The organism is Caballeronia sp. GACF4 (genome assembly GCF_023631025.1).
GTDB lineage: Bacteria > Pseudomonadota > Gammaproteobacteria > Burkholderiales > Burkholderiaceae > Caballeronia.
The window spans coordinates 20,908-34,428 of record NZ_JALQDW010000020.1 but is presented as its reverse complement, the minus strand read 5'-3'; the positions used below and the strand labels follow the sequence as shown (position 1 = coordinate 34,428).

The 13,521-nt window shown below is 62.3% G+C and carries 14 protein-coding genes; 12 read left to right on the top strand and 2 right to left on the bottom strand.

All coding sequences use genetic code 11. The features are described from left to right. Window positions 1-214 precede the first annotated feature (214 nt). From NCR40_RS19485 to NCR40_RS19455, 7 genes are all read left to right on the top strand, one after another. Complete coding sequence (locus NCR40_RS19485; protein WP_244828745.1) at window positions 215-562, top strand: response regulator; 348 nt, start codon at window positions 215-217, stop codon at window positions 560-562. A 312-nt stretch (window positions 563-874) separates the two neighbouring features. Continuing rightward, on the top strand, window positions 875-1,807 hold the full coding sequence (locus tag NCR40_RS19480; RefSeq protein WP_244828744.1) for an STAS domain-containing protein: 933 nt from the start codon (window positions 875-877) through the stop codon (window positions 1,805-1,807). A gap of 59 nt (window positions 1,808-1,866) precedes the next feature. Next, complete coding sequence (locus tag NCR40_RS19475; RefSeq protein WP_244828743.1) at window positions 1,867-2,223, top strand: STAS domain-containing protein; 357 nt, start codon at window positions 1,867-1,869, stop codon at window positions 2,221-2,223. Between the two features lie 21 nt (window positions 2,224-2,244). Next, window positions 2,245-2,685: an anti-sigma regulatory factor gene (locus NCR40_RS19470; protein WP_244828742.1), complete on the top strand. Its 441-nt coding sequence runs from the start codon at window positions 2,245-2,247 to the stop codon at window positions 2,683-2,685. Further along, window positions 2,670-3,713: an ATP-binding SpoIIE family protein phosphatase gene (locus NCR40_RS19465; protein WP_250467494.1), complete on the top strand. Its 1,044-nt coding sequence runs from the start codon at window positions 2,670-2,672 to the stop codon at window positions 3,711-3,713. The genes NCR40_RS19470 and NCR40_RS19465 overlap by 16 nt, the downstream gene beginning before the upstream one ends. Beyond that, entirely contained in the window at window positions 3,710-5,464 is a 1,755-nt protein-coding gene (locus NCR40_RS19460; RefSeq protein WP_250510369.1) for an ATP-binding response regulator, read from the top strand. The genes NCR40_RS19465 and NCR40_RS19460 overlap by 4 nt, the downstream gene beginning before the upstream one ends. Then, a complete protein-coding gene (locus NCR40_RS19455; RefSeq protein ID WP_250510368.1) occupies window positions 5,461-7,374 on the top strand; it encodes a hybrid sensor histidine kinase/response regulator in 1,914 nt (637 codons plus the stop codon). The genes NCR40_RS19460 and NCR40_RS19455 overlap by 4 nt, the downstream gene beginning before the upstream one ends. A gap of 11 nt (window positions 7,375-7,385) precedes the next feature. On the opposite strand, the gene NCR40_RS19450 is transcribed toward NCR40_RS19455, so the two are convergent. Both NCR40_RS19450 and NCR40_RS19445 read right to left on the bottom strand, forming a co-directional pair. Then, window positions 7,386-8,117 (bottom strand): Fic family protein, encoded by a 732-nt coding sequence (locus NCR40_RS19450; RefSeq protein WP_250510367.1) that lies wholly within the window; start codon window positions 8,115-8,117, stop codon window positions 7,386-7,388. Next, window positions 8,071-8,778 carry a hypothetical protein gene (locus tag NCR40_RS19445; RefSeq protein ID WP_250510366.1) on the bottom strand — a complete coding sequence of 236 codons (708 nt, stop codon included), beginning with the start codon at window positions 8,776-8,778 and terminating at the stop codon, window positions 8,071-8,073. Before NCR40_RS19445 ends, NCR40_RS19450 begins: the two co-directional genes overlap by 47 nt. A 300-nt stretch (window positions 8,779-9,078) precedes the next feature. Between NCR40_RS19445 and NCR40_RS19440 the strand changes: the two genes are divergently transcribed. Genes NCR40_RS19440 through NCR40_RS19420 form a run of 5 tightly spaced genes read left to right on the top strand, consistent with a single transcriptional unit; the run spans window position 9,079 to window position 13,514 of the window. Next, window positions 9,079-9,747, top strand: a complete 669-nt coding sequence (locus tag NCR40_RS19440) for a GntR family transcriptional regulator (protein ID WP_284503398.1) — start codon at window positions 9,079-9,081, stop codon at window positions 9,745-9,747. Window positions 9,748-9,781: 34 nt separating this feature from the next. Beyond that, complete coding sequence (locus NCR40_RS19435; RefSeq protein WP_244829725.1) at window positions 9,782-10,588, top strand: SDR family oxidoreductase; 807 nt, start codon at window positions 9,782-9,784, stop codon at window positions 10,586-10,588. A gap of 14 nt (window positions 10,589-10,602) precedes the next feature. After that, window positions 10,603-11,535, top strand: coding sequence for a 3,5-dioxohexanoate:acetyl-CoA acetone transferase (kce, locus tag NCR40_RS19430; protein WP_250467488.1), 933 nt, complete (start codon window positions 10,603-10,605; stop codon window positions 11,533-11,535). 46 nt (window positions 11,536-11,581) lie between these two features. Then, window positions 11,582-12,328 carry an N-acyl homoserine lactonase family protein gene (locus NCR40_RS19425; RefSeq protein WP_284507813.1) on the top strand — a complete coding sequence of 249 codons (747 nt, stop codon included), beginning with the start codon at window positions 11,582-11,584 and terminating at the stop codon, window positions 12,326-12,328. Window positions 12,329-12,380: 52 nt separating this feature from the next. After that, on the top strand, window positions 12,381-13,514 hold the full coding sequence (locus NCR40_RS19420; RefSeq protein WP_244828735.1) for a sugar ABC transporter substrate-binding protein: 1,134 nt from the start codon (window positions 12,381-12,383) through the stop codon (window positions 13,512-13,514). Window positions 13,515-13,521: the final 7 nt, after the last annotated feature.

Here is a 13,521-nt window from a genome sequence, read left to right as displayed (position 1 = left end):
TGGAAAAATATTCGCGCCGCTATAGATGGCATGCAATGGCGCATCGACGCGCCGACTCAAGCGGCGAACGGCCAAACCTTCGCCGCTTTCGGTACGAATGTGCTGGCGCCAGAGTGGATGGACTACACTCTTTCTCGCGCGCGGCGTCATAGGTTGCTTGGATTTTTTTGCGTACCGCTGGCGCATCGTTTCGGTCGTACCGGAGCCAGTCACGATGAACCTGTTGCTCGTCGACGATAATGAAGCCTGCATCGAGACTCTCGCCGATATCGCGACGAGTCTCGGGCACACCGCTGCCATTGCGTACGACGGCGCCGGTTGTCTGGCGCTCACGAGTCACACGCGTTTCGATCGCATCTTTCTCGACATTTCCCTGCCCGACGCCGACGGCCGCGACATCTGCAGCCGGATTCGCGCCGCCGGTCTTTCGCGCGACGCCCGCATCATCGCAATGACGGGTCACTCCGATTTCGTCGATGGCAGCGGCGAAACGGAATTCGACGGTTATCTCCTCAAGCCCATCAGCCTCCAGGCGCTGGAACTGTTCCTGCTGACACGCTGATTTGGTCTGATTGCATGGGATAGTTTTGACCGGCTTCTGTCCATCCCGGATCGAACGACCGGAAGCAATTGCCGATCGCTTGCGAATCGCTTTATCGAGCTATTGAAAATGCGCGGAAGGCACGCGCCAAAAGGCTTCGCAGACTGTCGATTTTTGAGACGACGTGCTACATTCCGAGCGCCTTTGCGTTGCTTTCGGTCATTCGCAGTTCTGCGTGGCCAATCGTTGCAGCGCAAAAGCGCTTTCGCCCGGCGCGGCTCGCCAGTCATCCTACGGACGCGCGCATAAAAACATTCGCACAGGAATCTCGGCATGGATATGGTCGGCGGAACTCGGCTAGCCCAATTGTTCAACAGCAACCAGGCGGGACTGCTCGCCGAGTGGATCACGCAGCAGCATGCAATCGCATCGCGGCGCGGACTGGTCGGCGAAGCGGAGTTGCGCAATCAGTTCGGGCAGTTCGTCGAACTCATGGTGGCCGCGCTCGGCGCAAGCGACACGGTCGACTTCGAATCGAGCGCGTGGCAGGAAGTGCGCGCATTTCTCGCCGATATGTCCGGCCAACGCGCGCGTCAGGGTTTCTCGCCGGTCGAGACCGCGATGTTCGTGTTCTCGCTGAAGCAGCCGCTGTTCGCGCGCCTGCGCGCATCGCTCGAAGGCGAGCCCGCGACGCTTGCCGATCTCACCTGGACCATCAGCACACTCTTCGACGCGCTCGGGCTCTACACCACCGAAGTGTTCCAGGCGAGCCGTGAGCAAGTGATCGTACGTCAGCAACAAGAGTTGCTCGAACTGTCCACGCCTGTCGTGCAACTGTGGGACGGCATCCTCGCGTTGCCGCTCATCGGCACGCTGGATTCGGCGCGCACGCAGGTGGTCATGGAAAACCTGCTGCAGAAGATCGTCGAGACGGGCGCCGCCATCTCGATCATCGACATCACGGGCGTGCCGACCGTCGATACGCTCGTCGCGCAGCATCTGCTGAAGACCGTGGCGGCGGCGCGTTTGATGGGCGCGGACTGCATCATCAGCGGGATTCGGCCGCAGATTGCGCAGACCATCGTGCATCTGGGCGTGAACCTGTCCAACGTCACGACGAAGGCAACGCTCGCGGCGGCGTTCGTCGTCGCGCTGCAGCGCACCGGCAAGTCGCTCTCCGTCGAAAACACGCAGCGCGGGGGCAAGAGCGGCGCATCCGGCACAGCAGGCCCGGCGGGTTCGTACGACGCGCTGCAAGCCGAATGACGGCGCGCGTCGACAACCGCCACGCACAACGCGATTAGAAAGACCGAACGGGGCCAGCGATGGAACGCATTCCGATTCTCACGATGGGCAAGCTGCTGCTCGTCACCATTCAAGTGGACATGCACGACCGTCTTGCGCTCACGCTGCAGGACGATCTGACGAGCCGTATCGTGAAAGATGGCGCGCGCGGCGTGCTGATCGACATTTCTTCACTCGACGTGGTCGATTCGTTCATCGGCCGCATGATCGGCAACACGGCGGCCATGGCGCGCGTGCTCGATGCGCAGACGGTGGTCGTCGGCATGCAGCCATCGGTTGCGATCACGCTCGTGGAACTCGGGCTCGCGCTGCCGGGCGTGCGCACCGCGCTGAACGTCGAGAAGGGCATGGCGTTGCTCAATCAGAGCATCTACTGACGGCCGCATGTGACGCCTTCCATGACGACCTTCACTTCATCAGCCGCGCAAGCCGCCTCGACGTCGCCCATCACGCTGCCGATCCGCTCCGACGAGCAGATCGTGCGCTTGCGTCAGCTCGTGCGCGAAAAAGCCGTCGCGCAGGGCTTGTCGCTCATCGATCAGACCAAGTTCGTGACGGCCGCAAGCGAGCTGGCACGCAACACGCTCATCTACGGTGGCGGCGGCGACGTGCACTGCTTACTCGTCGAGCGCAATGGGCGCCGTGGCCTCAAACTCGAATTCGTCGATCAGGGTCCCGGTATTCCGGATATCGCCCGCGCGCTGTCCGACGGCTTCACCTCGGGTCATGGTCTCGGGCTTGGTCTGGGCGGCGCAAAGCGCCTGTGCGACGAGTTTGAGATTCGCTCGGCGCCGGGCGAGGGCACTTACGTTTCGATCACCAAATGGAAACCGTTTTGAAGGAATCGATGGCCGCGCAGCAGCGCTTCGAAATCGCGGAGGCGAGTCAGATCGCCTTCGCCCGGCGCGCTATCGGCGAACTCGCGCGCGGCCTCGGTTTCAACGAGACGGTCGCGGGAAAACTGGCGATCGTCGTGACCGAATGCAGCACCAATCTGCTGAAGCATGCCGAGCGCGGCGAGTTGCTGGTGCGGCCGCTCGAAGATAGCGGGCGTTACGGCATCGAAGTACTGTGCATCGACAGCGGACCGGGAATCGCGGATCTTTACCGGTGCTTCGAGGACGGTTACACGACCGCCGGCAGCCCGGGCAACGGCATGGGCGCGATCAAACGTCTGTCCGACGAACTCGACATCTGGAGCCAGCCGGGACAAGGCACGGTGCTGCGCACGGTGTTCTGGAGCGGCGAAGCCAACCATGCGGCACCGGCGCGCGTGACGTATGGCGTCGTCAATCTGCCGCTCGAAACCGAAACCGTTTCCGGCGATGCCTGGTCCTGCCACATGGGCGAGAACGACTTCACCGTGCTCGTCGCCGATGGCCTGGGGCACGGTCCGCTTGCCAATCTCGCGGCAATCGAAGCGGCGAAAATTCTGGGCACGGACGGCGACGCATCGCTCGAACGCATCATGGAACTGGCCAACGGCGCGCTGCGCACCACTCGCGGCGCGGCAGTGGGCATCGCGCGCGTGCCGTTCGCCAGTGACTCGGCGGCAGTCGCGTTCGCGGGCATCGGCAATATTTCGGCGAGTGTGTGGTCGCTCGACACGCACAAGCATCTGGTCTCGCACAGCGGCATTGTCGGGCACGCGGCGCGGCGTGCGCAGCAATTCGCGACGCCTTATCCCGCGCACGCGCTCATCGTGCTGCATTCGGACGGGCTTACGTCGCGCTGGGATCTCGCGCGCTATCCGGGTTTGAATCTGCGCCATCCTTCGCTAGTGGCGGCGCTTTTGTATCGCGATTTCACGCGCGGCCGCGACGACGTCACGGTTTTTGTCGCGCGCATGGGCGTGCGTGCGCCATGACGACGCGCCTCTATTCGATGCGGCTCGAAAGCGAGCACGATATCGTCGCGGCGCGGCGCAAGTCGCGCGATGCGAGCGCGGGACTCGGTTTTTCGTCGCAGGATCAGACGCGCATCGCGACTTCGGTGCTGGAAGCGGCGCGCACGGTGCTGCTCGCGGGCACGTCCGCACGCGCCGATTTTCTCGTCGATACGGACACGCGGCCGGCCCGCTTCGTCGTGCGCTTTTTTGCAAGCGCCGGTGCGGGCGAGCGTCTGCGCGCGGTCAGAACCGACGATTCGCAAGCCGCGCTCGGCCTGCTCGCGGCACAGCGATTGATGGACGAATGCGCCATCGCCGAGGAAGCCGACGGCGGCACGTCCATCTCGCTTGCGAAGGCGCTGCCGGACAACGCGCCCTTCGATGCAACGTCGGCCCGCTCGGTCGCCGACACGCTCTCCGCTTCCACGGACGTCGATTCCACCGCTGAATTGCAGCGTCAGAACCGCGAATTGATCGGCGCGCTGGCCGACTTGCGCGAGCGTCAGGAAGAACTCACGCATCTCACGCGCGAACTCGAAGATACGAATCGCGGCGTGGTGGCGCTTTATGCCGAACTGGATGCGCGCGCCGATCATCTGCGTCGCGCGGACGAGTCCAAATCGCGTTTTTTGTCGAACATGAGTCACGAGTTCCGCACGCCGCTTTCGTCGATCCGTGCGTTGTCCAAGCTCTTGCTCGAACGTATCGACGGCGAGCTGACCGAGGAGCAGGAAAAGCAGGTGCGCTTCATTCGCCGGGCGGCGGAAGACTTGTCCGAAACGGTCGATGATCTGCTCGACCTCGCCAAGATCGAAGCGGGCAAGATCGACGTGCGTCCCGTCGAATTCGAAGTCGATACGCTTTTTTCCGCGCTGCGCGGCATGCTGCGGCCGCTTTCACCGGGCGGCGCGGTCGACTTGATTTTCGATTCATGCGTGGGCCTGCCGCCCATTCGCACCGACGAAGCGAAGGTCGCGCAAGTGCTGCGAAACTTCGTGTCGAACGCGCTCAAGTTCACGGAGCGCGGCGAAGTGCGCGTAAGCGCGAGTTACGACGAAGCGCGGCGGCTGATCACGTTCGCGGTCGCGGACACGGGCATCGGCATCGCGGCCGAACATCAGCACGTGGTGTTCGAGGAATTCGGCCAGGTCGAGAACCGGCTGCAGCAATACGTCAAAGGCACGGGGCTCGGTTTGCCGCTGTGCCGCAAGCTCTGCAAGCTGCTTGGCGGCGATGTGTCGCTCACGAGCGAACCGGGGCGCGGCTCGACCTTCAGCGCGACCATGCCCGCTTATTACGGCGACGAACACGACATCGCGCATACCGAACATTCCGCCGCCGACGACCCTCGTCCGATGGTGCTCGTCGTCGCGAGCAATCCGATCGAGCGACTCGATTGCGAAGCGGCCTTGCGGCAGTCGCCGTATCGCGCGATGACGGCCGCGACGCTCGACGAAGCGACCCGCGCGCTTACTCGCACACGGCCCGCCGCGCTTTTGTTGACCGTGCGGCCCGCGCCGGTCGAAGCGTGGACGTGGCTCGCCGCGTTGCGCGCGCAGGCGGCCATGCGCAACCTGCCGATCGTCGTGCTCGGCGAGGCCGAGGACCGTGGCGAGGCGGAAGCGTTGGGCGCGGCGGCGTTCATCGGCAAACCGGTGGCGGGCAGTGAACTCGCGAGTGTGCTTGCGGCGGTGACGGACGCGCACCGCGCTTACGGAACAGAGTCATGACGAGCGACTGGAGCGAGGTGCTGATCCTCAACGTCGACGACAACGACGGCGCGCGCTATGCGAAAACGCGCATTCTGTCGCGCGCGGGGTTCAATGTCATCGAAGCCGCTACCGGCACGACGGCGCTCGAACGCGTGCGCGCCGAATCGCCCGACCTCGTTTTGCTCGACGTGAAACTGCCCGATATCAACGGGCTCGAAGTGTGCCGGCTCATCAAGGCTTCGCCGGAGACGGCGAGCACGCTCGTGCTGCAGACATCGGCGGCGGCCGTGCATAGCCTCGATCGCATTCGCGGTCTGGAAGGCGGCGCGGACAGTTACCTCACCGAACCCGTCGAGCCCGCCGAACTGATCGCGCATGTGCGTGCGTTGTTGCGCGTGCGGCTTGCGGAAAGCGCGTTGCGGGAAAGCGAGGAGCGGTTTCGTCAGCTTGCCGAGAATATCGACGACATTTTCTGGATGCTCGATCCCGCGACCAATCAGTTGCTCTACGTGAGCCCCGCTTACGCGCGCCTGTGGGATACGCGCCAGGGCGCGCCGCTGCCGACGCCGGGCGTGGATCACTGGTCCAACGAAGTGCATCCGCTCGACCGCGAACATGTGGGCGCGGCGTACCGGGAACTGGCGGCGCACGGCACGCCTTATCAGGAAGAGTTTCGCGTCACGGGTGCCGAGGGCGGTCCGCGCTGGATGGCCGAGCGCGCGTTCCCGATACGCGGCGTGGGCGGACGGCCGGATCGCATCGCGGGCATCGTCAACGATATTTCCGAGCGCAAGGCCGCGGAAATGCTGCTGCGCGACGCCGATCGCCGCAAGGACGAATTCCTTGCGATGCTCGCGCACGAGTTGCGCAATCCGCTCGCGCCGATACAAAACGCCGTCGATTTGCTCGATCCGAAGCGCAAGCCTTCGCCGCAGCACTTTGAAACGGTGCGTACGATCATCGACCGTCAGGTGCGGCATTTGAGCCGTCTTGTCGACGATCTGCTCGATGTCGCGCGCATCACGCAAGGCAAGATCACGCTGCGTCAGGAAGCGGTGGATGTGGCAATGGCGATCGAGGCGGCCATCGAAACCGCGCAGCCCGCGCTGCAGAGAAAACGCCATACGCTCACGACCAAGCTCGGCGATTTGCCGCTATTCATCGTGGGCGATAGCGTGCGGATTGCCCAGGTGTTCGGCAACCTCTTGTCGAATGCATCGAAGTACAGCGTCGAGGAAGGCGAGATCGAGATCGAGACGGCGCGGGTCGGCGACCAGGCGCGCATCAGCGTGCGCGACAAGGGTATCGGAATTGCCGCCGACATGCTGCCGCATATCTTCGATTTGTTCGTGCAGTCGGAGACATCGCTGGAGCGTTCGGAAGGCGGGCTCGGCATCGGCTTGCCGCTTGCGAGGACGCTCGTCGAGTTGCAGGGCGGACGTATCGAAGCGTATTCGGCGGGACTGCAACAGGGCAGCGAGTTCGTCGTGTGGTTGCCGCTTGCGTGTGGACCGCAGGCGGTGCCGGTTCCGCGTGTCGAGATCGCGCCGGGATCGAGCGGCGGCAGACGCGTGCTGCTCGTGGATGACAGCGTGGACGCGGCAACCGCCATGGGTCTTCTGCTCGAAGCCGATGGCTACGATGTGCGCGTCGTCCACGATGCGACGGCTGCGCTCGAAATCAGCGAGACATTCGCGCCGCAGATCGTGCTGCTGGATATCGGCTTGCCGGGGATGGATGGATTTCGCCTCGCCTGCGAGATGCGCAAGCGTGCGGCGACCGCGGATGCGCTCTTGATCGCGGTGACGGGTTATGGACAGGCGCATGACCGGCAACGGTCGAAGGAAGCCGGGTTCGATCATCATCTCGTGAAGCCGGTGGCGTTCGAGGAAATTCAGAAGGCGGTGGCGGGGCGGTTTGGGGCTTGAACGCCTGCCGGCTAGCGTTCGCGGCGTGCGCGTTTCATCTCGAGGTATAAGCGATTTGCTACTGGATCGTTCGCCATGTATGCAACGTCTTCGCCGCTGCTTTCCATTTGGCCATCGAGACCGGGTAACGCGGTGAGATGCGCAAGCAGGCCGGCGTGAGAGACGGCATCGACAATCAACGGCGCGAAATAGCTATCGAGATGCTTGTCCGCCGGGCTCTCGATTTCCTTTGTGAGCGCTTCCAGATAGGCTTCTTTACGCGATGCGCTCCAGTTGATCGCGAAATTGGCCCGGTAACAAAGCTCGGCATGAACGAGCAGCATGGTGCGGCCGTTTCCGTCGAGAAACGGATGCGCCCAGGCGAATGCGCCCATCACGGTTCCAGGCGCTTCTCGCATCTTCAGCGGATGGTTGCCGATGTCAAGACCCCATTCGACCGCGCGCTGACATTGTTCCGACGCTTCGAACTGAATGCGTTGCCCCTTGCCGACGAGTCTTGCCACGCCTAGCGAGTAACGATCTTTTCCCGCCCAGGGATAGAACTCGTCGAACAGAATTCCATGGACCTCGAGGAAATGCTCATAAGCAATGTCGCCTCGCACCGAGCGCAAAAACGTCATTGCCTTTTCGAGGTTTGCTTCGAAGAAGCCGTGCTCCTGATACTTCAGCTCGTCGAGATCCTTGATGCGTTCAATGTTACGCAGATAGCCTGCCGTCTCGTAGTCCCCGAACGGGTCGAACACGCCTCACCTCTTTCAAATGATTGGTCATCAAGCGTGCGAACTGACGCGCGTTGACAATGTCGTTCTTCTTCAGCAACACGAGCAACTTCCCTGTCAAGTCGAAGTCGACGTCGTCTCCAGCGGCGCGTGTCACAGCTTCCGCGAAGTCATCGAGCCCGGAGCGCCGGTATTCGATGCCATGCGACTTCGCAAGGCGCTCTACGAAACTCGCAACGCCTTGAGTGGGCAGCTTGTCGATATTCGCGGGCAGCCCGGGCGTTTTGGTAACGTCTGTCTCGGCGCGCGGACGGACTACGTATTGCACCTGAATGCCGTCCCACCCGAGCTTGCGCTGAGTCCGGTTGGTTCCAATATCGACCAAGCAAACAGCGCGATCGCGTTCGCGTCGAATGGTCAAGCCGATGACATGCACGCCTAGTTTGTCGAACACTTCGAGAAGCAATATTTCCAGCCGCACGGCAAGTCGCGCTTTGCCCGCCGAATCTGGAACCGCCTTTGCAAAAATTCCGGCTCCTAGTCTAACCAGCCGGCCATCGTCGATTTGATGCTGTATTGCCGTACTGAGGTGGGAGGCACTCGCAAGACCACTCAAGTCACGGCGAAGCACGACATTGCCTGCGCGTTTCTTCAATGAGATCGACAGCTTGCTATCCAGGTTCATGAAGCACCTCGGTTCGTCGACAAGGTAGTCATTATAAAACGATAAAAACGATTTAGATACATGAAGTTAGACGCGCATCAATTGCCTGATTACCAGCAACATATGCACGATGCTTTAACGTGTGATGCGCGTTTTCACCTATCAATCCCTCGTTGACTCCACGCCCATCACGTCCCACACTTCACTCCAAGCAAGTGTGATCACAGGTCACACAAACCATACGAAACCAAACCGGAGGCTGTGTTGGCGACTCGCACGACGACAGACCTTCCCGCGCTCGAAGTCGTGGCGCGCGAAACCATGGCCGGGCGCGTCTATGCGCAGTTGCGCGAGGCAATCATGACCGGTCGCTTCGCGCCCGGCCAGTTGCTGAGTCTGCGCAGCGTCGCGGAAGCGGTCGGGTCATCCACCATGCCGGTACGCGCCGCGCTCACGCGCCTGCAAGCGGAAGGCGCGCTGATCGACGGCGCCGGACGCGCGCTGATGGTCCCGCCCATGACGCTCGAATTGCTCGAGGAATTGCGCGACGTGCGCATCGCGCTGGAAGGCGCGGTCGCGAAGCGCGCAGCATCGCGCATGAGCCGCGCGCATCTCACGCAATTGCAGGAAGTGTTCGACGAGATGGATGCCTACGTCGAAGCCGGCGATGCATCCGCTTATCTGCGCAGCAACTTCGAATTCCATATCGCGATCTACACGCACGGCGCAAGCGATCTCACGCTCGCGACCATTCAAAACTTGTGGATGCGCATCGGCCCGTTCCTGAACCTCGTCGCGCCGGACATTCCGCACATGCGCAAGTCGATGGCCGCGCATCGGCATATCGTCGATGCGCTTTGGCGCGGGGATGGCGAAGGCGCGCGCGCGGGCATCGAGGAAGATATCGGCGATGCGGCGGCCGATCTACAGGAACGGCTTCCGGCCGCTCATTCGGAAAGCGGCAACGGCGAGCAAAAGGCAAGCGCCTGAGTTTGTATTGAACGATAACAATGACGGAGACATGATGACGGTTCTTCAGATGCTGAAACCGCACGCGGGTTTGCGCGTGCTCGTGACAGGCGGCGCATCGGGCATCGGGCTCGTGATTGCGCGGGCCTTCGTCGATGCCGGCGCGCGCGTGCACGTGTGCGATGCGAGTCAGGAAGCCATCGACGCACTCGCCGAAGCCGAAGCCAGCACGGAACTCAACGCGATCACTTCGACGCTCGCGGATGTGTCGGATAAAGCGGCCGTGGAGCGCGTCTTCGCCGATGTCGAGCGCGAGCTCGGCGGTCTCGACGTGCTTCTGAATAACGCGGGAATCGCGGGACCGACAGGCGGTATCGACGAGCTCGACGAGAAGGATTGGGAAGACACGGTCGATATCAACCTCAACGCGCAGTTCTATTTCGCGCGTCGCGCGGTGCCGCTTCTGAAGCAGGCGCGCGATGGCGGCGCGATCATCGCGCTGTCGTCGGTTGCGGGCAGGCTCGGCTACGCCTTTCGCACGCCGTATGCCGCAACCAAGTGGGCGGTGGTCGGCATGACCAAGAGTCTTGCCATCGAGCTCGGACCGTCGAACATTCGCGTCAATGCAATTCAGCCGGGCATCGTGAAAGGGCCGCGTATCGAGCGCGTGATCGCGGCGCGTGCGAAGCAACTGAACCTGCCTTACGAAGAGATGGAGAAGCAATATCTCGCGAAGATTTCGCTGCGCCGCATGACGACGCCCGAGGAAGTCGCAGCCACCGCCTTGTTCCTGTGTTCGCCGGGCGGCAGCGGCATCTCGGGGCAGGCCATTTCGGTGTGCGGCAACGTCGAAGTGCTCTAAACCAAGGAGACGACATGGCAACGAGACGCAAGGTCATCATCACGTGCGCGCCCACGGGCGCAATTCATACGCCGTCGATGTCGCCGTATCTTCCGGTCACGCCGCAAGAGATCGGCGATGCGGCGCTCGCCGCCGCTAAGGAAGGCGCCGCGATTCTTCATCTGCACGCACGCGATCCGAACGATGGTCATCCCACGCAAGACCCCGCCGTGTTCCAGGAATTTCTGCCGCGCATCAAGGCCGAAACGAACGCCGTCATCAATCTGACGACGGGCGGCAGTCCGCACATGACGGTGGCCGAGCGTCTGAAGCCCGCGCATCACTTCAAGCCCGAAGTGGCGTCGCTCAACATGGGTTCGATGAACTTCGGTCTCTACCCGATGCTGGACCGCTTCAAGGATCTGAAGCACGAGTGGGAGCGCAAGCATCTGGAGAACAGCCGCGATCTCGTGTTCAAGAACACGTTCGCGGATATCGAATACATCCTCACGTCGTGCGGTGCGAACGGCACGCGCTTCGAATACGAATGCTACGACATCTCGCATCTCTATAACCTCGCGCATTTCGTCGATCGCGGGCTCGCCAAGCCGCCTTTCTTCGTGCAAAGCGTGTTCGGTCTGCTCGGCGGTATCGGGCCGCATCCGGAAGACCTCGCGCACATGCGCCGTACCGCCGACCGTCTCTTCGGCAAGGACTATGTCTGGTCGATTCTCGGCGCGGGCCGTAACCAGATCACGCTCGGCTCCATTGGTCTCTCGCAAGGTTCGAACGTGCGCGTGGGCCTGGAAGATTCGTTGTGGATAGAACCGGGCAAGCTCGCCGAATCGAGCGCGGCGCAAGTGCGCAAGATTCGTCAGGTTATCGAAGGACTGTCGCTCGACATCGCCACGCCTGACGAAGCGCGTGAGATGCTGAAGCTGAAGGGCGCAAGCGAAACCAACTTCTGAGCCAGAGGGCATCGTGAACGACAGGGCAAAGCTGAAAGTAGTCGCGATGCCGACGGGCTGGCTGACCGTCGATCGCTCGTCGCAAGTGTATGGCCGCTATTTCGGCCAGCAGATCAAGGTGCCGGTGTGGTCCACGGCAATCGTCGGGGCCGGCAAGAAGATCGTCGTCGATACCGGCATTCATGATCCGGGCTGGGTTTCGAACTTCGTGTGTCCGTGCGAGCAGGCGCCCGAAGAGAAGCTCGAACGCGCGCTCAAGGAGTACGTGGGATGGAGCGCGGATGACGTCGATATCGTCATCAACACGCATCTGCATTACGACCACTCGGGCGGCAACACGCTCTTTCGCAACGCACGCTTCATCGTGCAGGCAAGCGAATGGGAATACGCGGGGCATCCATTGCCGACGCAGGCCACGTATTACCAGGAGTTTCTGATCGGCCGCGAGCCGCTGGCGTATTTTCGGTGGCAGTTCGTGCATGGCGTGGCCGACATCGTGCCGGGCGTGCGCGTGGTGCCGACGCCGGGACATACGCCGGGGCATCAGTCCGTCGCGGTGGACACCGAAGACGGCGTCGTGCTGATCGCGGGCGACTGTGCGAACTGCATGGAGAACATCGTGGATCTGGTGCCCGTTGGCATCGTGCATGAAACGCTGGCGGAGTTCAGCTCGCTTTCGCAGATTCGCCAGATCGCGGATTTCGTCATACCCGGACACGATCCCAACGTCGTGCCCGGCAGCGCGGGTATTGCACTGCCGGCGAGCGCTCGCTTGCCGCATGTTCCGAAGTAAAAGCGCGCAATAGCAGAAGCGGTAAAAACCATACGAAGACCCGGAGGAAGACATGAAAGCATTGACGCAGACAATTCGTCGTGCGAAACGCACGGCGTTCGGTTTGGCGCTCGCGACGACGCTCGGTATCGCGATGACAGGGCAGGCCGCAGCGGCGGACAAGTACAAGGTGTTTCTGTCGATGAGCTATGTCGGCAACGACTGGCAGACCGAAGCCGCGAACATGGTGAAGGCAATGGCCAACACGCCAGCGCTCAAGGACAAAGTCGATCTCGAAGTGCAGGTCGCGGGCACCGACGCACAGAAGCAGATTCAGCAGATCAACTCGATGGTGCAGGCAGGCGCGAAAGCCATCGTGATCTACCCGATCTCGCCGACGGCGCTCAATCGCGCGATCAAGAACGCGTGTTCCAAGGGCGTGGTGGTCGCGGCGTACGACGGCGAAGTGACCGAGCCGTGCGCGCATAACGTGACCATCGATCAGCATCAGGCAGGCACCGTCACCGCAGAATGGCTCGCGAAGACCATCAACGGCAAAGGCAATATCGTGGTCGTCAACGGCGTGCCGGGCACGTCGGTGGACCGCGCGCGCACCGAAGCGGCAAAGGCCGTGTTCGCGAAGTTCCCCGGCATCAAGATAGTCGCCGAAGGCACCGGCATGTGGAGCCAGGCGACGGCGCGCACGGAACTCTCGAAGATTCTCGCGACGAATAGCTGGGACAAGATCGACGGCCTGTGGATGCAGGTCGGCTGCTTCACGGCGGCGTCGATGCAGCTCGAAGCCGGTATTGCCGATGACAAGATCAAGCCGTGCGCGGGCGAATCGTCGAACGGGCATCGTGTGCAGATGCTGCCGCCGGGAACGGTCAAGGGCGAGGGCACGTATCGCTCGATCGGGTATCGCTCGATCTCGTATGGCGCGCCGCCGTACTCGGGCGCCATGGCGCTCAAGATGGCCGTGCAGAAGCTCGACGGCAAGGACTTTCCGCCGCGCGTGACGCTCAAGCTGCCGCTCGTGCTCACGCAGGATTCGAAGCTGTGCAAGACGGGCAGTATCGAGGAACTGAAGGCGGGTTGCACGGCCTTCATGCCGGACAAGGTGCCGCCGGGCTGGTTCGCCGACATCTATTCGGAAGACACGAAGGAAGTGGGCTTCAACGCGGCGCTCACCGGCAATCAGGACTGAGCGACAT